The 23,746-nt window shown below is 66.2% G+C and carries 25 protein-coding genes and 1 tRNA gene; 16 read left to right on the top strand and 10 right to left on the bottom strand.

Annotated elements, in window-relative coordinates:
- Nucleotides 1-9 precede the first annotated feature (9 nt).
- Together A9973_RS16415 and A9973_RS16410 are read right to left on the bottom strand one after the other, a co-directional pair.
- Nucleotides 10-702: an LrgB family protein gene (locus A9973_RS16415; RefSeq protein ID WP_183014797.1), complete on the bottom strand. Its 693-nt coding sequence runs from the start codon at nucleotides 700-702 to the stop codon at nucleotides 10-12.
- Nucleotides 692-1,102, bottom strand: a complete 411-nt coding sequence (locus A9973_RS16410; protein WP_183014796.1) for a CidA/LrgA family protein — start codon at nucleotides 1,100-1,102, stop codon at nucleotides 692-694. Before A9973_RS16410 ends, A9973_RS16415 begins: the two co-directional genes overlap by 11 nt.
- Before the next feature lie 96 nt (nucleotides 1,103-1,198).
- Between A9973_RS16410 and A9973_RS16405 the strand changes: the two genes are divergently transcribed.
- From A9973_RS16405 to A9973_RS16365, 9 genes are all read left to right on the top strand, one after another.
- Nucleotides 1,199-2,086 carry a LysR family transcriptional regulator gene (locus A9973_RS16405; protein WP_183014795.1) on the top strand — a complete coding sequence of 296 codons (888 nt, stop codon included), beginning with the start codon at nucleotides 1,199-1,201 and terminating at the stop codon, nucleotides 2,084-2,086.
- A gap of 38 nt (nucleotides 2,087-2,124) precedes the next feature.
- Nucleotides 2,125-3,012, top strand: coding sequence for an alpha/beta hydrolase (locus tag A9973_RS16400; RefSeq protein ID WP_183014794.1), 888 nt, complete (start codon nucleotides 2,125-2,127; stop codon nucleotides 3,010-3,012).
- A gap of 196 nt (nucleotides 3,013-3,208) precedes the next feature.
- The gene (locus A9973_RS16395) at nucleotides 3,209-4,120 is read left to right on the top strand and encodes a dihydrodipicolinate synthase family protein (protein WP_183014793.1); all 912 of its coding nucleotides are present in this window, start codon (nucleotides 3,209-3,211) and stop codon (nucleotides 4,118-4,120) included.
- Between the two features lie 104 nt (nucleotides 4,121-4,224).
- Nucleotides 4,225-4,980 carry an ABC transporter ATP-binding protein gene (locus A9973_RS16390; RefSeq protein WP_183014792.1) on the top strand — a complete coding sequence of 252 codons (756 nt, stop codon included), beginning with the start codon at nucleotides 4,225-4,227 and terminating at the stop codon, nucleotides 4,978-4,980.
- Nucleotides 4,973-5,698 (top strand): ABC transporter ATP-binding protein, encoded by a 726-nt coding sequence (locus A9973_RS16385; protein WP_183014791.1) that lies wholly within the window; start codon nucleotides 4,973-4,975, stop codon nucleotides 5,696-5,698. Before A9973_RS16390 ends, A9973_RS16385 begins: the two co-directional genes overlap by 8 nt.
- Nucleotides 5,699-5,757: 59 nt before the next feature.
- Complete coding sequence (locus A9973_RS16380; RefSeq protein WP_183014790.1) at nucleotides 5,758-6,963, top strand: ABC transporter substrate-binding protein; 1,206 nt, start codon at nucleotides 5,758-5,760, stop codon at nucleotides 6,961-6,963.
- Nucleotides 6,964-6,982: 19 nt separating this feature from the next.
- Entirely contained in the window at nucleotides 6,983-7,885 is a 903-nt protein-coding gene (locus A9973_RS16375) for a branched-chain amino acid ABC transporter permease (protein ID WP_006217401.1), read from the top strand.
- A gap of 1 nt (nucleotide 7,886) precedes the next feature.
- Nucleotides 7,887-8,852: a branched-chain amino acid ABC transporter permease gene (locus A9973_RS16370; protein ID WP_183014789.1), complete on the top strand. Its 966-nt coding sequence runs from the start codon at nucleotides 7,887-7,889 to the stop codon at nucleotides 8,850-8,852.
- Nucleotides 8,852-9,502 (top strand): GntR family transcriptional regulator, encoded by a 651-nt coding sequence (locus A9973_RS16365; protein ID WP_169274004.1) that lies wholly within the window; start codon nucleotides 8,852-8,854, stop codon nucleotides 9,500-9,502. Before A9973_RS16370 ends, A9973_RS16365 begins: the two co-directional genes overlap by 1 nt.
- On the opposite strand, the gene A9973_RS16360 is transcribed toward A9973_RS16365, so the two are convergent.
- Complete coding sequence (locus tag A9973_RS16360; RefSeq protein ID WP_183014788.1) at nucleotides 9,489-9,974, bottom strand: multidrug/biocide efflux PACE transporter; 486 nt, start codon at nucleotides 9,972-9,974, stop codon at nucleotides 9,489-9,491. The two genes, A9973_RS16365 and A9973_RS16360, sit on opposite strands and share 14 nt — an antisense overlap.
- Nucleotides 9,975-10,083: 109 nt before the next feature.
- Here A9973_RS16360 and A9973_RS16355 point away from each other — a divergent pair, with 109 nt between their 5' ends.
- On the top strand, nucleotides 10,084-10,947 hold the full coding sequence (locus A9973_RS16355) for a LysR family transcriptional regulator (RefSeq protein ID WP_183014787.1): 864 nt from the start codon (nucleotides 10,084-10,086) through the stop codon (nucleotides 10,945-10,947).
- A gap of 19 nt (nucleotides 10,948-10,966) precedes the next feature.
- Here A9973_RS16355 and A9973_RS16350 read toward each other — a convergent pair whose 3' ends face one another.
- Nucleotides 10,967-11,782 (bottom strand): ChbG/HpnK family deacetylase, encoded by an 816-nt coding sequence (locus tag A9973_RS16350; RefSeq protein ID WP_183014786.1) that lies wholly within the window; start codon nucleotides 11,780-11,782, stop codon nucleotides 10,967-10,969.
- A gap of 36 nt (nucleotides 11,783-11,818) precedes the next feature.
- Here A9973_RS16350 and A9973_RS16345 point away from each other — a divergent pair, with 36 nt between their 5' ends.
- Entirely contained in the window at nucleotides 11,819-12,214 is a 396-nt protein-coding gene (locus tag A9973_RS16345; protein ID WP_183014785.1) for a GtrA family protein, read from the top strand.
- Here the strand turns inward: A9973_RS16345 and A9973_RS16340 are convergent.
- Nucleotides 12,174-13,760, bottom strand: a complete 1,587-nt coding sequence (locus A9973_RS16340; protein WP_183014784.1) for a glycosyltransferase family 39 protein — start codon at nucleotides 13,758-13,760, stop codon at nucleotides 12,174-12,176. The two genes, A9973_RS16345 and A9973_RS16340, sit on opposite strands and share 41 nt — an antisense overlap.
- A 2-nt stretch (nucleotides 13,761-13,762) precedes the next feature.
- On the bottom strand, nucleotides 13,763-14,815 hold the full coding sequence (locus A9973_RS16335; protein ID WP_183014783.1) for a glycosyltransferase family 2 protein: 1,053 nt from the start codon (nucleotides 14,813-14,815) through the stop codon (nucleotides 13,763-13,765).
- Nucleotides 14,816-15,088: 273 nt separating this feature from the next.
- Between A9973_RS16335 and A9973_RS16330 the strand changes: the two genes are divergently transcribed.
- The 5 genes from A9973_RS16330 to A9973_RS16310 all read left to right on the top strand — a co-directional run bounded on the left by A9973_RS16330 (nucleotide 15,089) and on the right by A9973_RS16310 (nucleotide 19,262).
- Nucleotides 15,089-15,595 carry a GNAT family N-acetyltransferase gene (locus tag A9973_RS16330; protein WP_183014782.1) on the top strand — a complete coding sequence of 169 codons (507 nt, stop codon included), beginning with the start codon at nucleotides 15,089-15,091 and terminating at the stop codon, nucleotides 15,593-15,595.
- 164 nt (nucleotides 15,596-15,759) lie between these two features.
- Nucleotides 15,760-16,968, top strand: coding sequence for a sodium/glutamate symporter (gene gltS, locus A9973_RS16325; RefSeq protein ID WP_183014781.1), 1,209 nt, complete (start codon nucleotides 15,760-15,762; stop codon nucleotides 16,966-16,968).
- Between the two features lie 2 nt (nucleotides 16,969-16,970).
- Entirely contained in the window at nucleotides 16,971-18,482 is a 1,512-nt protein-coding gene (locus tag A9973_RS16320; protein WP_183014780.1) for a TAXI family TRAP transporter solute-binding subunit, read from the top strand.
- A gap of 42 nt (nucleotides 18,483-18,524) precedes the next feature.
- Nucleotides 18,525-18,791, top strand: a complete 267-nt coding sequence (locus tag A9973_RS16315; protein ID WP_183014779.1) for a hypothetical protein — start codon at nucleotides 18,525-18,527, stop codon at nucleotides 18,789-18,791.
- A 6-nt stretch (nucleotides 18,792-18,797) separates the two neighbouring features.
- The gene (locus A9973_RS16310) at nucleotides 18,798-19,262 is read left to right on the top strand and encodes a YaiI/YqxD family protein (protein WP_183014778.1); all 465 of its coding nucleotides are present in this window, start codon (nucleotides 18,798-18,800) and stop codon (nucleotides 19,260-19,262) included.
- Here A9973_RS16310 and A9973_RS16305 read toward each other — a convergent pair.
- The 4 genes from A9973_RS16305 to A9973_RS16290 form a co-directional block, all read right to left on the bottom strand.
- Nucleotides 19,249-19,416 (bottom strand): hypothetical protein, encoded by a 168-nt coding sequence (locus tag A9973_RS16305; RefSeq protein ID WP_183014777.1) that lies wholly within the window; start codon nucleotides 19,414-19,416, stop codon nucleotides 19,249-19,251. The genes A9973_RS16310 and A9973_RS16305 overlap by 14 nt on opposite strands.
- A gap of 330 nt (nucleotides 19,417-19,746) precedes the next feature.
- Nucleotides 19,747-19,821, bottom strand: a tRNA-Val gene (locus A9973_RS16300).
- Nucleotides 19,822-19,882: 61 nt separating this feature from the next.
- Nucleotides 19,883-20,605, bottom strand: coding sequence for a DNA polymerase III subunit epsilon (gene dnaQ, locus A9973_RS16295; RefSeq protein ID WP_183014776.1), 723 nt, complete (start codon nucleotides 20,603-20,605; stop codon nucleotides 19,883-19,885).
- Between the two features lie 3 nt (nucleotides 20,606-20,608).
- On the bottom strand, nucleotides 20,609-23,725 hold the full coding sequence (locus tag A9973_RS16290; RefSeq protein ID WP_183014775.1) for an efflux RND transporter permease subunit: 3,117 nt from the start codon (nucleotides 23,723-23,725) through the stop codon (nucleotides 20,609-20,611).
- Between the last annotated feature and the right edge of the window lie 21 nt (nucleotides 23,726-23,746).

Here is a 23,746-nt window from a genome sequence, read left to right as displayed (position 1 = left end):
TTCGACACGTCAGGCCAGCAGGCCGACCACGACGGCGGGCGTGACCAGCACGTTGAACAACCCCGCCATCACCATCACCAGGCCCGCGACGGCGCCCTCTTCGGCCGCCAGTTCGCGGGCCTTCGCCGTTCCGGCGCCGTGCGCGCCCATGCCGAACAGCGCCCCGCGCGCCAGTGCCGAACGCAGCGGCAGCCAACGCCGCATCAACTGTCCGATGGCCGCGCCGAACACGCCGGTCACGATCACGAATACCGCCGTCAGGTCCGGCACGCCGCCCACATGCGACGACACGGCCACCGCGAACGGCGTGGCGACCGACCGCGGCAGCAGGCTCAGCCGCAGGTCCGGCGGCAGGTCGAGCAGGCTGCCCAGCATCCAGGCGCTGACGCCGGCGATCAGGCTGCCCACCGCCACCCCCGCCGCCAGGACCGGCCAGTAGCGCCGGATCAGCGCGCGCTGCTCGTACAACGGCAGCGCGAAGGCCACGATGACGGGCCCCAGCATCGCCATCAGCCAATGCGACCCGGACATGTAGTCGCGGTATCCGGTGTGCAGGACGATGGCCAAGGCCAACAGCAGCGCAGGCGCCACCACCAGGGTCGACGTCCACCAATAGGCATGGCGGCGATAAAACAGCCGCGCGCAAACATAGGCCGCGACGGTGGCCGCCGGCCAGAACAGCAGGTTGAACTCAGACGGCACGGCGATTCATCCAGCGATAGCAGATTTCGATGGTCAGCGCGGTGCCCGCCATGACCATCGCGGTGCCCAGCAAGATGACGACCAGCAGCTTCACGCCCAGCATCCCCAGGAATTCGCGGTGGTCCAGCAGCGACATGACCGCGGGCACGAAGAACAGCAGCATTTCTCCCAGCAGCCAACTGGCGCCGCGGTGCACGTTGCGCACGCGCAGCCGCCGCGTGGCCAGCAGCGCCAGCACCAGCGCCATCCCGATGACGCCGCCCGGCACGGGCAGGTCGAAGGCATTGGCAAGGGCTTGGCCCAACAGGGCGAAGAAGACGATCAGGGCGATCTGCAGCACGCGGCTGCGGCGCAGCGCAAGGCGCAAGACCAGCGCGGCGCGAGAGAGTGGGCGGGGCATCAGACAAATTCCAGCGGCAAGTTGATGTTTTACGCCTGGCGTCGCCATAGATAAAATGAATTCGAAGAATCCGACTTATTCGATATAGGCATACCCATGGACCTGCGCCCGTTGCGCGCCCTGGTGGAAGTGGTCCGCCAAGGCGGGTTTTCCCAAGCCGCCAAGACCATCCATGCCACGCAGCCCACGGTCAGCAAGGCCGTGCGCCAGCTGGAGGACGAACTTGGCCTGCCCTTGCTGGACCGCCAGGCCCAGCCCGTCCGGCTGACGGAGGCGGGTGAAATCGTCTATCGGCGGGCCGTGGCGATGTTGGCCGAACGCGACGACCTCTACGCCGAACTGGACGATTTGAAGGGGCTCAAGCGCGGCGTGCTGCGCCTGGGTCTGCCGCCGCTGGGCAGCAGTTCGCTATTTGCACCGATGTTCGCGCGCTTTCGCAGCCGCTATCCGCACATCGAAATCAGCCTGGTGGAGCATGGCAGCCGCCGGCTGGAGGAAATGGTGATGGCGGGCGAGATCGAGCTGGCGGCATCGCTGCAGCCCGTGCCCGGCAATGTGGAATGGCAGCCGGTGGCGCGCGAACCGCTGATGGCGCTGCTGCCGGCCGACCACCCGCGCGCGGCCGCCGAATCGGTAAGCCTGAGCGAGCTGCGCGATTCCCCGTTCATCCTGTTCGAGACGGGCTTCGCGCTGAACCGCATCGTCCACGACGCCTGCCAGCGGGCGGGCTTCACCCCCGCCATCGCCGCGCGCAGCGGCCAGATCGATTTCATCGTGGCGCTGGTGGCGGCGGGACTGGGCGTGGCCTTCCTGCCGCGCATCAAGGCCAACGACGCGTTGCCGGCGGGCGTTTGCCGCGTACCGCTGCGCGACCCCGGCACCGATTGGGAAATGGTGCTGGTCTGGCGGCGCGGCGGCTACCTGTCGCATGCGGCGCAGGCGTGGCTGGCGCTGACGCGGGAGGCACATCCCGGAGTATCCTGATGCCGGAACCCAACCGGCCCGACAGGGTCATAGCTTTCATGCCCGCCTTGCCCCGATTCTCCGCCCGCCGGCTTTTCGTCGCCGCCCTGCTTGCCGCCGCTGGCGTCGTGGGCTGTTCGCAACTGGATTCCTGGCAGCGCCAGACGATCTTCTCGCCCCAATCCGAACCACAGACCTGGTGGCGCGAGCCCGCCGCCGGCACCGAGGTCTACGACCTGGCGCTGGCCAACGGCGACAAGGTGCGCGCCTGGTATTTGCAAAGCCCCAAGGCGGGCGCGCCCACGGTGCTGTATCTGCATGGCGCGCGCTGGAACCTGAACGGCAGCGCCTTCCGCATCGACGGCTGGACGCGCATGGGCTATTCCGTCCTGGCCATCGACTACCGCGGCTTCGGCGCCTCTACGCCGCGCCTGCCGTCCGAGGACAGCGCGCTGGAAGACGCGATGGCCGGGCTGAAAGAACTGGCACGGCTGCAACCCGACCCCGCGCGCCGCTTCGTCTACGGGCACAGCCTGGGCGGCGCCATCGCCATCGACCTGGCCGCCCGCCCCGAACAGCCGGATTTCGCGGGCCTGATCGTGGAATCCAGCTTCACCAGCATCGGCGCCATGCTGGGCACGCTGCGTTGGGGCAAGGTACCGGGGGCCGGCCTGCTGGTCACGCAGCCCTTCGATTCGGTGGACAAGCTGGCCCGCATGCACACGCCCATGCTGTTCATGCACGGCACCGCCGACCGCGTGGTGCCCCACACGATGAGCGACGAGCTGTTCGCGGCCGCCCGCAACGTGGCGCCGGACCTGAAGCGGCTGGTGAAGATCGAGGGCGCCTCGCACTCGGGCGCCTTCCGCAGCGGTCCGCAGTACGACGCCGCGGTCAAGACGTTCATGCAGGACGCGACCCGGGCCTACACGCGCAAAGCCGGCTGAACGCCCTGCCGTGCTTGCGGCCCCGCCACCGCGCGGGGCTTTTTTCTTGTCTGCCTGATCCGTGATGCCGCCGGGAAAACCCGATCTCGGGAAACCCCCATGCAAAAATATCTATTAAATATATTTAACGAATATTAGACTTTGCTTCAGCTCGCCGCTCCGCCATTGAAGCGACGGCATCCTGAGGAGAAGCCAGTTGAGTAACGTGCGTTGGCAGGGCGTATTTCCTGCCGTCACCAGTAAGTTCCATGCCGACGAATCCCTCGACTTCGAAGCGATGCAGAAGCACTTCGGCTTCTTGATCGACAACGGGGTCCACGGCCTGGTCACCTGCGGCTCGCTAGGCGAAGCCAGCACGCTGACACTCGAAGAAAAACTCGAGGTCACGCGCTGCGCGGTGCAAGTCAGCGCCGGCCGCGTTCCCGTGCTGGCCAACGTGTCGGAAACCAGCACCCGCGAAGCGCTGCGCTTCATCAAGGCCGCCGTCGCACTCGGCGTGGATGGCTTCATGCTGATGCCGTCGCTGATCTACGTGGCAGATGCACGCGAGGCGATGCAGAGCATCCGCACGATGGCGGAAGCGGCGCAAAAGCCCTGCATGATCTACAACAACCCGGTCGCCTACCGCGTCGACCTGAAGACCGAGCACATGGCCGAACTGGCCGACTGCCCGTGGCTCGTCGCCATCAAGGAAAGCAGCGACGACATCCGCCGCCTGACCGACCTGCGCAACGCGCTGGGCACGCGCTACCAGCTGTTCATCGGCGTGGACGACCTGTCGTTCGAAGCGCTGGCGCTGGGCGCGGACGGGCTGCTGGCCGGCCTGGTCACCGCCTTCCCCCGCGAAACCGTGGCGCTGTACGACCTGATGAAGGCCGGCAAGTGGCAAGAGGCGCTGGCGCTCTACCAATGGTTCACGCCGCTCTTGCACCTGGACGTGTCGACCAAGCTGGTCCAGAACATCAAGCTGGCCGAAACCCTGGCCGGCGTCGGCAACGAGCACGTGCGCCGCCCCCGCCTGCCGCTGGTCGGCGCGGAACGCGAACGCTGCACGGCCATCATCCAGGCCGCGATCGCCAAGCGCCCCAAGCAGTACCAGTCGACGTAAGCGCCCGCTCCGGACGCAGCACCCCCGCAAGCACGAACCCTCCGCCGCGCGGCCTGGCCGCCGGGCGCGGAGGGGCCTGTCCCCCTGCACGCCTATCGGACACCATGCCAAGCGACATCATCCTTCAGACCCGGGGCCTGACCAAGGAATTCCGCGGATTCGTGGCGGTCAACAACGTCGACCTGAGCGTGCGCCGCGGCGCCATCCACGCGCTGATCGGCCCCAATGGCGCGGGCAAGACGACGTTCTTCAACCTGTTGACCAAGTTCCACATCCCGACGCGCGGCGAGATCCTGTACGACGGCGTGGACATCACGCAGGAACGGCCCGCGCAGACCGCGCGCCGCGGGATCGTGCGTTCTTTCCAGATATCCGCCGTGTTCCCGCAACTGTCGGTGCGCGAAAACGTGCGCGTGGCGCTGCAGCGCAAGCTGGGCGTGGACTACTGCTTCTGGCGCTCGGAACGCACCCTGGAAAGCCTGCACCACCGCGTCGAGGAACTGCTGGACCAGGTCGGACTGCGCACCCACCTGGACGTGGCGGCGGGCGATCTGCCCTACGGCCGCAAGCGCACCCTGGAGATCGCGACCACGCTGGCGCTGGAACCCGAACTGCTGCTGCTGGACGAACCCACGCAAGGCATGGGCCACGAGGACGTGGACCGGGTCAAGCACCTGATCAAGCAGGTGTCGGCGGGGCGCACGATCCTGATGGTCGAACACAACATGAAGGTGGTGGCGGACATCTCCGACACCATCACCGTCCTGCAACGCGGCGAGATCCTGGCCGAAGGCCCCTATGCGACCGTGTCGGAGAACCCCGCGGTGCGCGAAGCCTACATGGGAGCCGAAGATGAATGAAGCCGTGGCCGGCGCCGCCGCGAACATGCTGGAAGTCCGCAACCTGCACGCCTGGTACGGCGAATCGCACATCCTGCACGGCATCGATCTGGACGTGAAGGCCGGCGAATGCGTGACGCTGCTGGGCCGCAATGGCGCGGGCCGCAGTTCGACGCTGAAATCCATCCTGGGACTGGTCGGCCGCCGCAGCGGTTCGATCAAGCTCCAGGGGCAGGAAACAGTGGGCATGCCCACCCACAAGATCGCGCGCCGGGGCATCGGCTATTGCCCCGAGGAACGCGGCATCTACGCGTCGTTGACCGCCGAGGAGAACCTCATGCTGCTGCCTTCGGTGGGGCCGGGCGGGATGTCGGTGGAAGAGATCTACGCGATGTTCCCTAATCTGAAAGAACGCGCGCACAGCCCCGGCACGCGGCTGTCGGGCGGCGAGCAGCAGATGCTGGCGATGGCGCGCATCCTGCGCACCGGCGCCCGCTTGCTGTTGCTGGACGAAATCACCGAGGGCCTTGCCCCGGTCATCGTGCAGTCGCTGGGCCGCGTGATCCGGCAATTGAAAGAGCGCGGCTACACCACCGTGCTGGTCGAGCAGAACTTCCGTTTCGCGCAGCATCTGGCCGACCGCCACTACGTCATCGAGCACGGCCAAGTCGTCGCCGTGATCGACCGTGCCGAGGTCCAGCAGTCGCAAGACAAGCTGAACGCCCTGCTCGGCATTTGATGTCTTCCGCTGTATTCCTTCCGACCGCAGTCCCCCCTTCCTACACGGAGCGTAGTCAGATGAAATTGAATCGAATCGCAGCAGCGCTGCTTACCCTGGGCGCGGCCGGCGCAGTCCATGCCCAGGCCAAGATCAGCGACGACGTCGTCAAGGTCGGCGTGCTGACCGACCTGTCCGGCGTGTATTCCGACCTGGCCGGCAACGGCTCCGTGATCGCCGCCCGCCTGGCTGCCGAAGAGATGGGCAACAAGGTGCTGGGCAAGCCCGTGGAAGTGGTCGCCGCCGACCATCAGAACAAGCCCGACGTGGCCGCCAACCTGGCCCGCGAATGGTTCGACCAGGGCAAGGTCGACATGATCACCGACTTCCCCACCGCGTCCACCGCGCTGGCCGTAATGGAGATCGCCAAGCAGAAGAACCGCGTGACGATGCCGTCAGCCGGCCTGTCCACGGCGATCCTGGGCGAGAAGTGCTCGCCGCTGAACGCGCAATGGACCACCAACACCTACGCGCTGGCGGCCGGCACGGCGCGCGCGCTGGTCCAGGAAGGCAAGAAGACCTGGTACTTCATCACCGCCGACTACACCTTCGGCCACTCGCTGGAAAAGGACGCGACCGAGGTCATCAAGGAAAACGGCGGCACCGTCGTGGGCGTGTCGCGCCACCCCTTCCCGGGCAACGACTTCTCGTCGTTCCTGCTGAAGGCGCAGGCCTCGAAGGCGGACGTAATCGCGTTGGCCAACGCCGGCAACGACACCGTCAACGCCGTCAAGCAGGCCAACGAATTCGGCATCAACAAGAAGCAGATCGTGGCGCCGCTCTTGACCTACATTTCGGACGTGCACAGCATGGGCCTGCCCAAGGCGCAGGGCATGTACCTGACCGAGGCGTTCTATTGGGACTACGACGACGCATCGCGCGCCTGGGCCAAGAAGTTCTTCGAAAAAGCCAAGAAGATGCCGACGGCTTCGCAGGCCGGCGTGTACTCGGCCACGCTGTCGTACCTGAAGGCGGTCGAAGCCGCAGGCACCGACGATGCGCCCACCGTGATGGCCAAGCTGCGTGAAATGACCATCAACGACGCCGTGATCCGCAACGGGAAACTGCGCGCGGACGGCGCCCTGGTGCACGACATGCTGCTATTGCAAGTGAAGACGCCGGCGCAATCCAAGGCCCCGTGGGACTACTACAACGTGAAATCGGTGCTGAAGGGCGAGGACGTGTTCCCCAAGCCGCAGGCCGCTTGCCCGTTGAACAAGTCGTAAACCCCTCACGCCGCCCGCCATGTTCGACATCTCGCTTCCCGCCCTGCTCGCCCAACTGCTGGTGGGGCTGATCAACGGCTGCTTCTACGCCATCCTGAGCATGGGGCTGGCCATCATCTTCGGCCTGCTCAACATCGTCAACTTCACGCACGGCGCCCAGTTCATGATGGCGGCGTTCCTGGCGTGGATCGGCTTCACGCAGCTGCCGCAGCTGCTGGGGCCCGGGGTGCAGATCAACTTCTGGGCGGCGCTGATCCTGGCGCCGCTGCTGGTGGGCGCGGTCGGCGTCGTGATCGAAAAGACGCTGCTTAAACGGCTGTATCACCTGGACCACCTGTACGGGCTGCTGCTGACCTTCGGCATCGCGCTGATGATGGAGGGCGGGTTCCGCTATTTCTACGGCATCTCGGGCGTCGGTTACGAGCCGCCCGAGATCCTGCAAGGCGGTTTCGACCTGGGCTTCATGTTCCTGCCGGCGTACCGGGGATTCGTGGTGGTGGCGTCGCTGACGCTGTGCATCGCGACCTGGTACCTGTTCGAACGCACCCGGCTGGGCGCCATGTTGCGCGCCGGCACCGAAAACCCGAAGCTGCTGCAGGCCTTCGGCGTGAACGTGCCGGTGATGATCACGCTGACCTACGGCTTCGGCGTGGCGCTGGCGGGCGTGGCCGGTGTGCTGGCGGCGCCCGTCATGCAGATCAATCCGCTGATGGGATCCAACTTGCTGAACATCGTGTTCGCCGTGGTGGTCATCGGCGGCCTGGGCTCCATCATGGGCGCCATCGTCACCGGCCTGGCCCTGGGCCTGCTGGAAGGCCTGACCAAAGTGTTCTATCCCGAAGCGTCCACCGTGGTCGTGTTCATCGTGATGGCCGTCGTGCTGCTGATGCGCCCCGCCGGCCTGTTCGGCAAGGAGAAATAAGGTGCCGCGCATTCCCCTTTCGATCCGCATCCTGGCGCTGCTGCTGGTGCCCGCGCTGCTGGTGCCCTTCTTTCCCCAGGTCGTCTACCCCGTCTTCATGATGAAGGTGCTGTGCTTTGCGCTGTTCGCGCTGGCCTTCAACCTGCTGACGGGCTTCACCGGCCTCGTGTCCTTCGGGCATGCGGCGTTCTTCGGCTGGGCCGGCTATGCCGCCGGCGAAATGATGATCCTTTTCGGGGCGCGCGGCCTGCCGCCCGAAATCGCCATCCTGTGCGGCGTGGCCATGGCCGCCGCCATCGGCTATGCGATCGGCTGGCTGGCCATACGGCGCACCGGCATCTATTTCGCGATGATCACGCTGGCGCTGTCGCAAGTCGCCTACTTCATGGCCGTGCAGGTGGGCTGGACGCGCGGCGAGGACGGCATGCAGGGCATCCCGCGCGGCAAGTTCCTGGGCCTGGTGGACCTGAGCGTGGATACGAACATGTATTACTTCACGCTGGCGGTGTTCGTGCTGGGCTTCCTGTTCGTCTACCGGGTGATCCATTCGCCGTTCGGCCAGGTGCTCAAGACCATCCGGGACAACGCGCCGCGCGCCATTTCGCTAGGTTACGATACGGATCGGTGCAAGCTGCTGGCCTTCGTGCTGTCCGCGGCAGTCGCCGGCCTGGCCGGGTCGCTCAAGGCGCTGGTGCTTCAACTGGTGGCGTTGAACGACGTGTCGCTGGCCACCTCCACCGAAGTGCTGCTGATGACGCTGCTGGGCGGCATCGGCACGGTGTGGGGCCCGGTGGTCGGCGCAACGCTGGTCGTCAGCTTGCAGAACTACCTTGCCACCCTGGGCGACGTCGTCACGATCGTCATCGGGCTGATTTTCGTGTTGTGCGTGTCGTTCTTCCGACGCGGGTTCGTCGGCGAATGGCTGGCCTACACGCAGTGGCGCAAAACGAAGGAAAACAATAATTGATGGCAGGAGCTGAACCCAAACGGCGCGCCGCGGATGTCGCCTACGACCAGATCGAGAGCATGATCGCCACGCTGCAACTGCAGCCCGGCAGCGCGGTCGTGGAGGCGGATCTGGTGGAGAAGACCGGCCTGGGGCGCACGCCGCTGCGCGAAGCGCTGCTGCGCATGGTCGCGGCCGGGCTGATCCGCCAGGAACCCCGGCGGGGCTTGCGCGTGTCGATGATCCAGCTGGCGGACCACATGGATCTGATCCAGACCCGCCGCGCGCTGGAGCAATTGATCGCCGCCAGCGCGGCGCGGCGCGCCACGCCCGCGCAGCGCACCCAGATCGTGGACTGCGCGGCGCAGATGATCCGCGCCTCGGAAGGCGGCAACCTGGACGACTACATGCACGCCGACCAACTGCTGGACTACGTCTGCCACGAGGCCTGCCGCAACGTGTCCGCCGTGAACGCCGTGGAGCCGCTGATCATCCAGTGCCGGCGCTTCTGGTACGCCTATCAGCACGAAGGCGATATCGCCGAGGGCGCCCGCCGCCACATGCTGATGGCCCAGGGCATCGCCACCGGCAATGAAGCCGCGGCCATCAAGGGCGCGGATTCGTTGATGGACTACCTTGAGATGTTCACGCGCAAGGTCATTGACGCGTAGCGGCCGGAACCGCGGCCGGGGACACGGCGCCCGCCTTGCCCCGGCTTAGCCACTGCATGACGCGCGGCCGCGACCGGTCGTAGGCCAGGTTGTACAGGAACGCATAGGGCAGATAGAACAGCACCAGCGCGATATCCAGCACGAAGGCTTCCCAGAGGCTGATGCTGAGCCACCACGCCGCCAGCGGGATCACGATCAGGATCAGGCCCAGCTCGAACCCGAAGGCGTGCAGGATGCGCACGCGCAGGTTGCGGGTCCAGCCGAAGCGGTTTTCGACGCGGTCGAAACCGGCGTTGTAGATCATGTTCCAGACCAGCGCGATCCAGGCGATGACCGCGGTCAGCACGCCCATTTCAAACAGGGATTTGCCCATGGCCCAGGCCGCAGCGGGCGCGCACAGGCCGATGGCGAGGATTTCGAACAGGAAGGCGTGGAAAAAGCGTTCTTTAAGGGTTTTCGTGGCTTGCGTCATGACCCACCTGAGGTCGGTTTCTACAGAGAGGAAGCGATTCTCGACGATATTTCCGGTACGATAAAGATTGAATCCATCGGAAAAACCGATAGCCCTTTCCCCACTGCCCATGCGCCACTCCCTTGAATCACTGGCCGCGTTCGCCCAAGTCGCCTCGGAAGGCTCGTTTTCGGCCGCGGCCCGGAAATTGGGCAAAAGCCAGTCCACCATCAGCGAAACCATCGCCAACCTGGAAGTGGACCTGAACGTCACGCTGTTCGACCGCAGCCAACGCCAGCCCGCCCTGACCGAGGCGGGCCATGTGCTGCTGGGACAGGCGTTGCAGGTGCTGGCCGCGAACGACCGGTTGAACCGCAGCGCCAGCCAGCTGGCCGACGGGCTGGAGCCCCGCCTGACCGTGGTGCTGTCCGACACGTTCCAGTCCGAGACCTTCGAGAACATGCTCAGCCAGATCGACCAGCGCTACCCGGCACTGCGCTTCGAATGCCTGATCGCGGAATACGAGGACGTGGTGGCGCTGGTGCAGCAGGGCCGCGCGCACGTGGGCCTGATGGCGGCGCAAGACAGCTACCCGCCCGACGTCGCGCACGCGACGCTGACGGAGCTGTCCGAAATCGTCCTGTGCGTGGGGCGCAACCATCCGCTGGCGGGGCGTGCGCGGGTCACCGGCGATGAACTCGACGCCGAACGCGAACTCCGCCTGAGCACCTACGAACTGGATGACAAGGAGGCCGCGCCGCCGCGCTCGACCTGGTCGGCGCCGGGCTATCTGATGCTGCTGGAAATGGCCAGCCTGGGCTTCGGCTGGGCCGAATTGCCGCGCTGGATGATCCAGCGCTTCGGCCGCGATCAATTGGTGGAGCTGACCGTGCCCGGCTGGCCGCGCCACATCCGGGTCGATGTCGTGTGGTCCACGCGGCGCCCGTTGGGGCCCGCGGGCGCCTGGCTGCTGGACAGCCTGACGCGCGGGTAGCCGGCGCCAGGCGGCCGGTTCAGCGCGCCGCGGCCGGCAAACGCGCGATGCGCACGCCGTTTTCGCTCATCCAGTCGCCCAGCTTGGGGCTGGCCAGCACGTCGAATTCTGCGCGGCGCTGGCGCGACATGGGGCTGCCTTCCTTGCAGTCCATCGCGGGATGGCACATCAGCAGATCGCCGTCGTGCGCATTGAACAGCCAGTTCTGCAGCAGATCCGCATAACGGCGCTTGCCGCCGTCGAATCCATACACGCCCAGCAGCCGGCGATTGGTGCGCAGGCCGTCTCGCCGGGCCTGCCGGGCCAGCGCCCCCGAGCCCAGGGCGCCGATGATGCGCGCCTTGATCGATTCCTTCAACGGGATGCCGCAAAGCGCGCCAGGCGCCGTCTGGCGCAGCCAGGGCCGTTCGGCGCCGTAGCGGCGCTTCAATTGCGCAAGCACCTGCTCGCGGATGCCGGGCAGCTGATGCACATGTTGATGGCCGTCCACATAGTCGGGCGCGCGGCCGAATGCGGCTTCGAAGGCATCGAACTGACGGTCCAGTTGCGCGCCGATCCAGACGGGATCGAGCCGGCCGGCATAAGCCCGCAAGATCAGTCCGCTCAATGACGGCATCGGCTCGGCGTCCGAGCCGAGCGCCTCCGAGAAATTCACATGCAGGCCAATGTCGATATTGTGCGCTGCCAGGCGATGGGCGTTCGTGACGAATGTGGGCCCGAGCGACAAGCAGCTGACCGCGCTGATGCGGCCCATGCCGGCCAGCGCGATCATGCCTTCATCGATATCGGCATTCATGCCAAAATCATCACCGCAAACGACGATTCGTTTACTCATCGCGTCACCTCGCATTCCCATTTCACCACAGCTTCCATGCGCGCCTTGCTTCAGCAGATCAGCCTTTTCGTCGCCGTCGGCTGCGCGGCCGCCGCGACCCACTGGGCGGTTGCGGTCGGCTGCGTGGAGGCTTTCCACATGCCGCCGCTGGCCGCCAACCTGATCGGCTGGCTGGTCGCCTTCGTGGTTTCGTTCTCCGGACACTACCGGCTTACCTTCCGACATACCCGCACACCCTGGACCGTAGCAGTCCGTCGTTTCTTCCTGATTTCAGCCATTGGTTTCGTGGTCAACGAATCCGCTTACGCACTGCTGCTGCACACCACCGCCATTCCCTATGACGTATTGCTGGCCCTGATCCTGGTCGGCCTGGCGTTTGCCACGTTCGCCGCTAGCCGGCTTTGGGCGTTCCGCCACAAGCCCGCTGCCTGAAGGCCTCGTCCACGTCCACCCGCCACATCACGTACTTCACGCTGCCAGCAACGGGCTCCAGGCCCCGCAACGGCGCGTACACCGGGCCGTCCGAACTGGTGCCCCACACCCAGTAACGGGCGCCGTCAGGCGCCGCGCATAGCCTGGCGCTGAATTCGGCGGAGCCTACCAGCAGTTGCTTGCCTGCGGCGGGATCGAACGCCGCCGCGTCATAGAGTTCCTTGCGCCAGTTGTCGCGCACCGGCACTTCCTGGTCCAGCCAGTCATCCACCACCCACATGGGACGCGGCGAGCGCGTGTAGAACGCCAGGTCGAAGGGATAGGTGTGCAGGGCGACGAACGTGTCTGCTGGCCGTATTTGCGCCCTGACCGCTTCCGCCAGCGGCGCGGCGCTGCCCCGCACGTTGTTGGCCGCCACCCCCACCGCCACGACGCAGATGCCGGCGGCGACGGCGGCGCTAAGCCGCACCAGCCGCGGCGACACGGGGTCGCTGGATTCGCGCCACGCGCCAAGGATGACTTCGGCCAACAGGAAGGCCAGCGGCGCCAACGCGGGCAGCACGTAGCCCACGAGCTTGGATTGCGGCAGCGAGAAGAATGCGATCACCACCGCGAACCAGACCAGCGCCAGGCGGCGCAGGTCGCGCATAGGCCCTTCTTCCCAGAACGCGCGGCGCATGATGCCCCCGCCCCACAACGACCACGGCAGGCTCAGGCCCGCCACAACCGGCAGGTAGAACCAGAACGGCTGCGCGTTGTTGAATCCGCTGGCCGCAAAGCGCTGGAAGTGCTGATAGACGAAAAAGTAGTGGTAGAAACCGGGGAAGCGCAGCTGCATCAGCACGAACCAAGGCACGGTCACGGCAGCGAACAACGCCAGCGCCGGCAGCCACAGCAGCGCGGCCAGGCCCCGCCAGCTTCGGCGCCAGACGATCCAGATCAACAGGATGGCGCCGGGCAGCACCAGACCGATCAGCCCCTTGGCCAATACCGCCAAACCGGCCAACACCGAGGCGGCCAGGGACATCCCGCGATAGGGCTGGCCGCCTTCGGCGCGCAACACCGTATCCACGGCAGCCAGCACGCACAGCGTAACCAAGCCAGCCACCAGCATGTCCAGGTTCGCGAACTGCGCACCGCCATAGAAGAACGGGATCGTCGACAGGATCAGCACGGTCAGCGCGGCGGCTGCGCCATCGCGGTAGCGGCGAACGAAATAGTAGAGTCCGGCCGCCGATCCCCAGGCCGCCAGCCACGACGGCAGCCGCGCCGCCCAGGGGTTGACGCCGAACATCGAGTAGGACAGCTCGGCCAGCCAGTAATAAAGCGGCGGCTTGTGGAAATACGGCATGCCGTCCAGCAACGGCACCGCGTGCGATCCGCTGCGCAGCATCTCCCAGGCGACGCCCGCGTAGCGGCCTTCGTCAGGAAGGGTCAGCGGACGGATCCAGGCCAGGAACGCCAGCCACAGGCCAACGGCCAGCAAGAACCGCCCCGCCCGCGGGTTCCATTCGGAACCCGCCGGGGTCAGGGAGGCGCCGGCCATCGTCAGCCCGTCGCCTTGCCCGCGCGCGAGGCCACGCCCTGGCGCCGGCGCACGACGTACAGCGGACGGCCCTTCACCTCGTCGAAGATGCGGGCGACATACTCGCCCACCACCCCAAGGGAAATCAGGTTGACGCCGGCGAAGAACAGCACGGCGGTGACAATCGTGGTCCAGCCCGACACGGGGTTGCCCGACATCAGGTAATCGCCGACCAGATAGGCGGCGTAGGACATCGCCAGCAAGGCGAAGGCGACGCCAACCAGGCTGACCAGGCGCAAGGGCCAGGTCGTGAATGCGGTCAGGCCATCCAGCGCCAGCCGGAACAGGCGCAGGCCGCTGAACCGGCTATCGCCATGCAGGCGTTCGTCGGGGGTATACGGCAGCGCTTCACCCTTGAAGCCGACCCAGGCGTACAGGCCCTTCATGAAGCGCGTGCGTTCGGGCAAAGCGATCAGCGCGTCCACCACGCCGCGGTCCATCAAACGGAAATCGCCCGCGTGCGCCGGCACGTTCACGCCGCGCGCGCTGCTCAACAACTTGTAGAACCAGCGTGCGCCGGAACGCTTCAACCAGGATTCGTCGACGCGGGTTTCGCGCACGGCATAGACCATTTCAGCGCCGGCGGCCCAGCGCGCCAGCATCTGCTCGATCAACGCGGGCGGGTGCTGCAGATCCGCATCGAGGCAGATCACGGCATTGCCGGTGGCGGCTTCCAGGCCGGCGCTCAGCGCGGCTTCCTTGCCGAAATTGCGCGACAGCTGCACATAGCGGAAACCGTCGTGCTGCGTCCATTCGGCCATCAGCGCTTCGGTGCCGTCCGTGCTGCCGTCGTCGGCCACGATGATTTCCCAGCTGGTGCACAGGGCGGACAGGCGGCTGCGCAGCAAAGGCAGCAGGATGCGCAGGTTCTCGGCCTCGTTCAGGCAGGGAATGACGCACGTCACGCACGTGTCATACGGCACTGCCGCAGCCTTCGAAGACCAGAGCGACTCCAGGGGATACGCTTTGGTCAACGCTTGCGGCGGGATCGGATCGGACCGGAATTGGATGTGCATAGGACGCTTTCGCTCGTAGTACAGGACGCTATGCCAAACAGTATGCGCAGGACCTCGTCGAATTTTCATGAAATGCGGCGCGCCCTTATGCCTGCTGGAACTCGAGTGAATTCTAGGGATCCGCCCGGCGAAAACTATGAAGTCGCGTGCAAGCCTCGTTAACCTGTGTCCCCGTTTTGTGAAGCCTCGTAAAGCGGGGTCATGCCGGACGCCGGTAAAATGCGCCGGCTTTTCTTGTTTTCACAGGTTGTCATGCAATACCGAGTCCGCCCTATGCTGGCCAGCGACGTAGACGGCATTTTGGATGCCCAGACCCTGGCCTACCCCGACTTTCTACTGGAAAGCGCGGAATTCTTCCTCAATCGCCTGACACTGGCGCCCGCCTATTGCTGGGTGGCGCGCGCGGCCGACGACGACACCCTGCTGGGCTATCTGATCTCGTACCCGTGGGATGCCGGCCTGCCCCCGGCGCTGGATGTGGCGCTGGCCGGGCTGCCGCCGCACGCCGACCACTGGTTCCTGCACGACTGCGCCGTAGTGCCGTCCGCGCAGGGGCTGCGCGTGGGCCAGACGCTGTTGCGGACCGCCGCAGCCCAGGCCATGGAAGCCGGCCTCTGCCGCGCCAGCCTGGTGTCGCTGGAATCCGCGGTGGGTTACTGGCTGCGCCATGGATACCAGCCGGTTTGCGGCCACGGCGGCGCGCTGCCCGCCGAATTGGCCGACAAGCTGGCGGGATACGGCCCGCAGGCCAGTTACATGTCGCGCGCGTTTCCGCTCTAGGCGGCGCTTGCCTCGGCCCCGCCTGACGGGGCCCCGCACGCGTTGCCGCGTCCCTATACACCGTTGCGATCGCGGCCGTAATATAGGGCCACACTCTGAACGATGTGGCGGCAACGGTCCCGATACTCTGCATTGCTGCGCCCCGCCGGGGCGCGAAGGCCCCTATGATTTCGCTTTCGCCCGTTCAATCCCTGCTTGCCTGCTGCCTGGTACTGGTCATCGGCCGGCTGCTGACCTCGCGGATAGGCATCCTGTCGCGCTACAGCATCCCCGACCCGATCGTGGGCGGCCTGCTGTTCGCCGTGCTGGCCTACTTGCTGTCGACGTGGGGCGGCGTGTCGATTTCGATGGAAACCAGCATCAAGCCCACCTTGCTGCTGCTGTTCTTCGGCTGCATCGGACTGACCGCGAACCTGAAGTTGCTGGCCAAGGGCGGCCCGCGGCTGATCGCCTTCCTGCTGGCGCTGATCCCCTTCCTGGTGTTGCAGAACGCCGTGGGCCTGGGCATGGCCTGGCTGCTGGACATGCATCCGTTGATGGGCCTGCTGGGCGGCACCATCACGCTGGTGGGGGGCCACGGCACGGGCGCGGCCTATGCGACGCGCTTCGCCGACTTCAACAACATCCAGGACGTCATGGCGCTGGCGATGACCTCGGCCACGCTGGGCCTGGTGCTGGGCGGCGTGGTGGGCGGCCCGGTGGCGGAATGGATCATGCGCCGCCACAAGCTGGCCGGCAGCCTGGACCACGCGGCCCAGCCGGGGCACGCGGCGCCGGACCTGGCCGAAGACGTCGCGCCCGCCACGGCCGGCTCGTTCATCGTGTCGCTGACCGCCGCCTTCGTGTGCCTGGTCGTCGGCGGCTATCTCGCCATGCTGGTGGAAGGCGCCCCGGTCAGCCTGCCCAATTTCTTGTGGTGCCTGGCGACGGGCGTGCTGATCCGCAACGCCGGCGTGCGCCTGGGCCTGAAGCTGGACGACCGCGCGACAGAGATCATCGGCACGATCTCGCTGTCGCTGTTCCTGGGCATGACGATGATGACGCTGGACCTGTCCAGCGTGGCGCGCCTGGCCGGCCCGCTGGCCCTGATGCTGGTGGTGCAGACGCTGTTCTGCGCGCTGTACGCCTCCTGGGTGGTGTTCCGGATGCTCAAGAGCGATTACGAAGCCGCCATCATGTCGGCCGCCTTCTGCGGCTTCGGGCTGGGCGCCACCGCCACCGCCATCGCCAACATGCAGGCCTTGACGCGCCGCCACGGCCCCGCGCCCGAAGCCTTCATCGTGGTGCCGGTCACGGGCGCGTTCCTGGTCGACATCCTGAACGTAATCGTGCTGACGACGCTGATCTCGTTGCCGTTCGTGGGGGGGATGTGACCATGGGCCTGCCTCTCCTCAAACGCCTTGCCCTGATCGGGCTATGCCTGGTTCTGGCGGCTTGCGGGCGCGCGCCCGATACCGACGCCCTGCGCGCCGACGTCGAACGCGGCCTGAACACCACCTATGGCCAAGGCCTCTTCCGCATCGCCGAGATCAAGCGCATGGGCTCGGCGGCGGACAGCAACGCGCCCGCCGGCGAAACCCGCCGCGTGGTCTATTACGACGTCGAACTGGACCTGAGCCGTGACATCGCGCTGGGCGCCTGGGACCAGCCGGGCGCGGCTTCGCTGGTGACGCTGCTGGGCGCGGGCCCGCGCAGCATCAGCGGCGTGAAATCAAGCGGCAACCAGGCGGGCGACCGCATCGTCGCGCACGCCAGCGCCATCTATCGCCAGGAAGGCGACGCCTGGAGGCTGGTGACCCCTGCCGGTTTCAAAGCGGCCGAAGCGCCGTCGCTGGATACCGGCGCGCCGCCGCCGGTCACGCGGCAATTGCTGGACACGCTGGACCAGATCACCCATTCCGTCGCCTACAGCGCGTCCAGCACGGCGCAGCACGTCGTGCAGCAGGAGCTGGAGCGTTCGGTATCCCGCATCAATGGCCGGCTGGCGCGGATGCAGCAGGGCTACCCGCTGGCCGGCGGCCCCGACCGCGGCGAGTACGTGGCCTTTGCCCGCGCGCTTGCCGCCGTCGGGCGTTCCCAGCAGATCCGCGTGACGCCGCTGATCACCGGCGGCGGCGCCGAGAACATCGCGCTGCTGCGCAGCGGCGACGCCGTGGTGGGCCTGGCGCAAGCCGACACCGCGCGCCTGGCCTATGAAGGCAGCGGCCCGTTCGCGGCGCAAGGCCCGTTCGTGGGGCTGCGCGCGTTGGGCAGCCTGTACCCCGAACTGGTCCACATCGTGGTCCGCGACGACCCGGCACTGCGCGCCGTGCGCGACCTGAAGGGCAAGACGATCGCGCTGGGGCCGGAAGGATCGGCGGTCCGTGCCACGCTGGAAAACGTGTTGGCGGCCCACGGGCTGCAGGCCGGCCGCGACTACAAGGTCGCCGACACGCCATTCGCGGCGTCGCTGCCGGCCCTGAAGGCCGGTACCGTGGACGCCGCCGCACAGGTGATCGGCGTGCCCGCCACGCCGCTGCGCGACGCGTTGACCCAGGCCCAGCTGAAGCTGCTGCCGCTGGACCCGGCCGCCATCAAGACGCTCACCGCGGGCGGCGACACCGCGCTGATGCCCCTTACGATCGCGGCGGGCACCTACCCCAACCAGCCGGACCCGATCCCCACCATCGGCACGGCGGCGCTGCTGCTCACCACGGCCGACCTGACGCGCGATGAAGCGCTGCTGGTCGTGCGGGCGGTGTACCAGACGGGCCAGGACCTGCTGGCCGCAGGCTCGCCCCAAGGCGTCCAGGTATCGGTGGCCAACGCCCGGCGCGGCCTGACCGTGCCGTTGCACGACGGCGCCGAGGAAGGATTGACGCTGCTGGAGCACGCCAAACCGCGTTGATGCCGGTTGCGCTTATGATTGCGCTCCTAATCAGGAATCTCCATGAATAAATTCGATCTTCAAAAGACCCAGGCCTTGAAGCTGGCCGGCCAACTCAAGCAGTCCGCCACCCCCGACCGCTTCGGCGTGGCCTCGCAGGCGCCCGACCGCCGCGAACAGCGCAAGCTGGATCAGGCCGCCGGCCTGGTGCCGTTTCCGCTGAAGCTGTCACAGGCGCATGCCGACAAGCTGCGCGCGCTGGCGGCGGAACGCGGCGTGTCCACGAACGACATCGTGGCCGACGTGCTGCAGAAAGCGCTGGACGCATAAACGCCCATGCACATCTGGGTCGATGCCGACGCGTGTCCAGTGGTCATCAAAGACATCCTGTTCCGCGCCGCGCAGCGCTGGCAGGTGCCGCTGACCCTGGTGGCCAACCAGCCCCTTTCCACCCCGCCCTCGCCGCTGATCCGCGCCGTGCAGGTGCCGCGCGGCTTCGACGTGGCGGATGCGCACATCGTCGAACGCGCGGAACCGGGCGATCTCGTCATCACCGCGGATATCCCGCTGGCCGCGGAAGTGCTGGAAAAAGGCGCCATGGCGCTGAACCCGCGCGGCGAACGCTATTCGCCGGAAACCATCCGGGAACGGCTGGCGGTGCGGGACATGATGGAAGAACTGCGCGCAAGCGGCGTGGACACGGGCGGCCCGCCCGCGTTCAGCCAGGCCGATCGCAAGGCCTTCGCGAACCAGCTGGACACCCTGCTGGCGCGCATCGCCCGCGGCGTCAATAAAACGTGATGTAGGCCTTGTACAGGATGGAGCCGATGGCCGTGATCAAACCCAGGCCCATCAATCCCATCCCGATATTGCGGTCGCGAAACCCGAAACCGACCAGCATCAACGCCACGCCCGTGACGATGATGATCAACATGGTGTTCGTGCTGGCATGCATGGACGTCTCCTGTTCGCGTAGGCGCTTCCCGGGACACTGCGCTCAGGGAATCGCCGCAAAACAATCATAGACATGCAAAGACCCGACGGGGCGCAAAGGCCCACGACTCGGTTGCGCCTGATCAAGATTACGCCTGATCAGTAGTGGCCTGAGCCAGGTCGATCACCACAATAATCGGATTGGCGCCGCAGAAAACAAAAAAGCCAACCGGTAAAGGTTGGCTTGTTTGCTTTGCACCCGGCAACGCATCTTGCGATGCGGTTTGCTGTGCGACTTGTAGACAGTTCTGGCTTGTTGGATATTGGGCCTGCGCCGTCTCTCAAGGGTCTTTGGTGGGTGGTACAAGTTTCGAACTTGTGACCCCTGCCGTGTGAAGGCAGTGCTCTACCACTGAGCTAACCACCCTGAAAGAGGCGAAATAATAGCATGTTTTTTAAAACGTGCGCAAGTCGCCTTGGGAAATTATTTATGCGGCCGCCACCGGCGCATCCAGCTTGCGCCACACGCACTCTCCGCCCACCGACTTGTCCAGGGCGGCCAGGTAGGTTTCGTGCTCGGCAAGCTCGTCGTCGCCGGCCTTCACCACCACCAGCCCCGACGCGTCGAACTTGGCCAGCACGATGCCGTCGCTGCCGGCGCCATCGTTGTCGTCCACGTCGATCAGCAGCGCGTCCTGGCCGCGGGTCATGGCCAGCCAGACCTCGGCCAGCAACTGCGAGTCAAGCAATGCGCCGTGCAACGTGCGGTGGGCGTTGGAAATGCCGAAGCGGTCGCACAGAGCGTCCAGCGAATTGCGCTTGCCGGGGAACAGCGACCGCGCATGCAGCAGCGAATCGGTGACCGTCTCGCAATATTCGGTGATCGGGCCGCGGCCCGTCTTGGCCAATTCGGCGTTGAAGAACTTCACGTCGAACGCGGCGTTGTGCGCGATCAGTTCCGCGCCCTGGATGAACTTGACGAACTCGTCCGCCACGTCGGCGAAGCGCGGTTTGTCGGACAGGAATTCCGTCGTCAGCCCGTGCACCGCCAAGGCTTCGGGGTCGCTGTCGCGGTCCGGGTTCAGGTAGATGTGCAGGTTATTGCCCGTGGACATCCGGTTGACCATTTCCACGCAGCCGATCTCGACGATGCGGTGGCCCTGTGCAGGGTCCAGTCCGGTGGTTTCCGTGTCAAAGATGATCTGGCGCATAACTTATTCCGACGCTGCGTTGGCCGAGGCCGGCGGCGCGTGGCCGCCCGGCGGATGGGCCGGGGGGTGCTCTGCGCTGCCGGCATGGCCGGGTTTCTGGCGCGCGGTGGCAATCAGCGTATAGGCCACCGGCACGACGAACAAGGTCAGTAGTGTACCCAGCATCAGCCCGCCGACCAGGACCCAGCCGATCTGCTGGCGCGATTCGGCCCCCGCGCCCGTGGACAGCGCCAGCGGCACGGTGCCCAGCACCATGGCGCCGGTCGTCATCAGGATCGGGCGCAGCCGCAGCACGCTGGCCTCGGTGACGGCGGCGAACAGTTCGCGGCCTTCGTCGCGCAGCTGGTTGGTGAACTCCACGATCAGGATGCCGTGCTTGGTGATCAGGCCCACCAGCGTGATCAGGCCGATCTGGCTGTAGATGGACAGCGTGCCGCCCGTCAGCCACAAGGCCAGCAGCGCGCCCGTCATGGACAGCGGCACCGACAGCATGATGATGAAGGGGTTGCGCCAGCTTTCGAACTGCGCGGCCAGCACCAGGTAAATGAAGGCCAGCGCCATGCCGAAGACCAGGTAGATGCTGCCCGACGAATCCCGGAATTCGCGCGACTGGCCGTCCAGGTCCGTCACGATGGTGTTGGGCAGCACGTCGCGCGCGACCTGGTGCATGTGGGTCAGGACCTCGCCCAGGGCATAGCCCGGCGCGACGGCCGCGTCGATCTTCACGGCGCGCAGGCGGTTGAAGTGGTTCAGCGACTGCGGCGACACGCCCTCGTGCACGCCCAGCAGGTTGTCCAGCTGCACCATGCTGCCGTCGCGCGCACGCACGTAGATGCCCGAAATGTCGGTGGGGTTGGCACGGTCGCGCGGGGTCACCTGCACGATCACGTCGTATTGCTCCCCTTCGTCCTTGTAGCGGGTGACCTGGCGCCCGCCCAGCATCGATTCCAGCGTGCGGCCCACGGTGTCCACGTTGGCGCCCACGTCGGCCATCTTGTCGCGGTCCACGCGCACCCGCAGTTCGGGGGTGTTCAGGCGCAGGTCGGTGTCCAGGTTGAGCAGGCCGGGGTATTTGCGCAGCTCGGTCAGGAAGACTTCCGTCAGCCGGGCCAACTCCGCGTAGGAGGCCTGGCTCATGATGATGAATTCCACCGGTTTGGAACGCGCCGACTGACCCAGCGACGGCGGGTTGGTCGGGAAGGCGCGCACGCCGGGCAAGGACGAGAACTGCGGCTGCAGCTGCTGGGTGATGGCCTGCTGCTTGCGGCTGCGCTCTTCCCACGGCTTCAAGCGCAGGATGGCGGTGCCGTCCGTCACGGTGGGGAAGCCCACGGTGACCTGGCTGCCGCTGGCCTCGGGGATATCGGAATAGAACTTCTCGATGCCCAGCATGCTGTCCAGCGTGTAGTTCAACGTGGCCCCTTCCGGCGAGCTGACGATGCCGAACACCACGCCGCGGTCTTCGATGGGCGCCAGTTCGCTTTTGACCACCTTGAACAGGACGCCGCTGCCGGCGGCCACGGCCACGCCGATGACGACGACCAGCCAGCGGTGGCGCAAGGACGCGCCCAGCAGGCGGCGGTAGCCGTTGCTCATGCCGTTCAGCCAGCCTTCGATCAGGTTGTACCAGCGGCTGTGGCTGCTCTGGTGGCGCAGCAGCACCGAACACATCATGGGCGTCAGCGTCAGCGCGACAAAGCCTGACACCAGCACGGCGCCGGCCAGCGCCAGCGCGAATTCGATGAACAGCCGGCCGGTGCGGCCCGTGGCGAACGCCAGCGGCGCGTACACGGTGACAAGCGTCATGGTCATGGCGACCACCGCGAAACCGATTTCCTTCGACCCGCGCAGCGCGGCCTCTTTGCGCGGCATGCCCTCTTCGATGTGGCGGTAGATGTTCTCGAGCACGACGATGGCGTCGTCCACCACCAGGCCGATGGCCAGCACCATCGCCAGCAGGGTCAGCGTGTTGATCGAAAAGCCGAAGAAGTACATCAGCGCGCAGGCGCCCACCAGCGACACCGGAATGGTGACGATAGGGATGATGCTGGCGCGCAGGTTGCGCAGGAAGAAGAAGATCACCAGCACCACCAGGACGATGGCTTCGCCGATGGTGTGGAACACGGAATCGATGGAGCGTTCGATGAACACCGACGAGTCGTAGGCGATGTTCAGCTTCATGCCCGCCGGCAGCGTCTCGTTCAGGCGTTCGACTTCCAGCCGCGCCGCCTTGGACAGTTCCAGCGGGTTGGCGGTGGATTGCCGCGTCACGCCGATGTTGATCGCCGGCTTGCCGTTGAAGCGCGACAGCACGCGGTCGCTGGCCGCGGCGATCTCGACCTTGGACACGTCGCGCAGGCGCACTGGATAGCCCTTCACGTTAGCCACGATCACGTCTTCGAACTGCGCGGGCGTCTGCAGGTCGGTGGACGACACCACCGAAAACTCGCGGGCGCGCGATTCGATGCGGCCGGCCGGGATTTCCACGTTCTGGCTGCGCAAGGCGGCCTCGACGTCCTGCACGGTCAGGCCGTAGGCGGCCAGCTTGTCGCGGTCGACGTAGATGCGCATGGACGGCAGGCGCTCGCCGAAGACGCGGACTTCGGCGGCGCCGGGCAGCACGGACAGCCGCGTCTTGATATAGCGGTTGATATAGTCGGAGGTCTGGATCGCCGAGTACGTGCCGGATTCCACCGCGATATAGATGATGGGCTGGGAGTCGGCCTCGACCTTGCCGATGATGGGCTCGTCGATCTCGTCGGGCAGGAAGCGCCGGGCGCGCGACACCTTGTCGCGCACTTCGGCCGCAGCGGCGTCCGGGTTGCGCGACAGGTTGAACTTGATGTTGATCAGGCTGCGTTCGGAGCGGCTGCGCGACGTCATCACGTCCACGCCCTCGATGCCGGCCAGCTGGTCTTCCAGCGGCTTGGTCACCTGCGACTCGATCACCTCGGGCGAAGCGCCCTTGTAGGTGGTATCCACCGACACGATCGGCTCATCGATCTTGGGATATTCGCGCACGGTCAGGCGCGAATAGGAAATCAAGCCGATCAGCACGATGATCAGCGACAGGACCGATGCGAACACCGGCCGCTTGATGCAGGTTTCCGAGATACGCATAGCGCTATCGCCAAAAAAGAA

This window comes from Achromobacter sp. UMC46 (assembly GCF_014170335.1).
GTDB lineage: Bacteria > Pseudomonadota > Gammaproteobacteria > Burkholderiales > Burkholderiaceae_B > Achromobacter.
The sequence above is the reverse complement of the archived record's forward strand: the minus strand, read 5'-3'. Positions and strand labels throughout refer to the sequence as shown.

What these genes read in the sequence shown, in the direction of transcription:
- A9973_RS16410 (WP_183014796.1), bottom strand. Translation starts at nt 1,102, where the DNA reads ATGCCCCGCCCACTCTCTCGCGCCGCGCTGGTCTTGCGCCTTGCGCTG.
- A9973_RS16405 (WP_183014795.1), top strand. Translation starts at nt 1,199, where the DNA reads ATGGACCTGCGCCCGTTGCGCGCCCTGGTGGAAGTGGTCCGCCAAGGC.
- A9973_RS16400 (WP_183014794.1), top strand. Translation starts at nt 2,125, where the DNA reads ATGCCCGCCTTGCCCCGATTCTCCGCCCGCCGGCTTTTCGTCGCCGCC.
- A9973_RS16390 (WP_183014792.1), top strand. Translation starts at nt 4,225, where the DNA reads ATGCCAAGCGACATCATCCTTCAGACCCGGGGCCTGACCAAGGAATTC.
- A9973_RS16385 (WP_183014791.1), top strand. Translation starts at nt 4,973, where the DNA reads ATGAATGAAGCCGTGGCCGGCGCCGCCGCGAACATGCTGGAAGTCCGC.
- A9973_RS16380 (WP_183014790.1), top strand. Translation starts at nt 5,758, where the DNA reads ATGAAATTGAATCGAATCGCAGCAGCGCTGCTTACCCTGGGCGCGGCC.
- A9973_RS16375 (WP_006217401.1), top strand. Translation starts at nt 6,983, where the DNA reads ATGTTCGACATCTCGCTTCCCGCCCTGCTCGCCCAACTGCTGGTGGGG.
- A9973_RS16365 (WP_169274004.1), top strand. Translation starts at nt 8,852, where the DNA reads ATGGCAGGAGCTGAACCCAAACGGCGCGCCGCGGATGTCGCCTACGAC.
- A9973_RS16360 (WP_183014788.1), bottom strand. Translation starts at nt 9,974, where the DNA reads ATGACGCAAGCCACGAAAACCCTTAAAGAACGCTTTTTCCACGCCTTC.
- A9973_RS16355 (WP_183014787.1), top strand. Translation starts at nt 10,084, where the DNA reads ATGCGCCACTCCCTTGAATCACTGGCCGCGTTCGCCCAAGTCGCCTCG.
- A9973_RS16350 (WP_183014786.1), bottom strand. Translation starts at nt 11,782, where the DNA reads ATGAGTAAACGAATCGTCGTTTGCGGTGATGATTTTGGCATGAATGCC.
- A9973_RS16345 (WP_183014785.1), top strand. Translation starts at nt 11,819, where the DNA reads ATGCGCGCCTTGCTTCAGCAGATCAGCCTTTTCGTCGCCGTCGGCTGC.
- A9973_RS16340 (WP_183014784.1), bottom strand. Translation starts at nt 13,760, where the DNA reads ATGGCCGGCGCCTCCCTGACCCCGGCGGGTTCCGAATGGAACCCGCGG.
- A9973_RS16335 (WP_183014783.1), bottom strand. Translation starts at nt 14,815, where the DNA reads ATGCACATCCAATTCCGGTCCGATCCGATCCCGCCGCAAGCGTTGACC.
- A9973_RS16330 (WP_183014782.1), top strand. Translation starts at nt 15,089, where the DNA reads ATGCTGGCCAGCGACGTAGACGGCATTTTGGATGCCCAGACCCTGGCC.
- gltS (WP_183014781.1), top strand. Translation starts at nt 15,760, where the DNA reads ATGATTTCGCTTTCGCCCGTTCAATCCCTGCTTGCCTGCTGCCTGGTA.
- A9973_RS16320 (WP_183014780.1), top strand. Translation starts at nt 16,971, where the DNA reads ATGGGCCTGCCTCTCCTCAAACGCCTTGCCCTGATCGGGCTATGCCTG.
- A9973_RS16315 (WP_183014779.1), top strand. Translation starts at nt 18,525, where the DNA reads ATGAATAAATTCGATCTTCAAAAGACCCAGGCCTTGAAGCTGGCCGGC.
- A9973_RS16310 (WP_183014778.1), top strand. Translation starts at nt 18,798, where the DNA reads ATGCACATCTGGGTCGATGCCGACGCGTGTCCAGTGGTCATCAAAGAC.
- A9973_RS16305 (WP_183014777.1), bottom strand. Translation starts at nt 19,416, where the DNA reads ATGCATGCCAGCACGAACACCATGTTGATCATCATCGTCACGGGCGTG.
- dnaQ (WP_183014776.1), bottom strand. Translation starts at nt 20,605, where the DNA reads ATGCGCCAGATCATCTTTGACACGGAAACCACCGGACTGGACCCTGCA.
- A9973_RS16290 (WP_183014775.1), bottom strand. Translation starts at nt 23,725, where the DNA reads ATGCGTATCTCGGAAACCTGCATCAAGCGGCCGGTGTTCGCATCGGTC.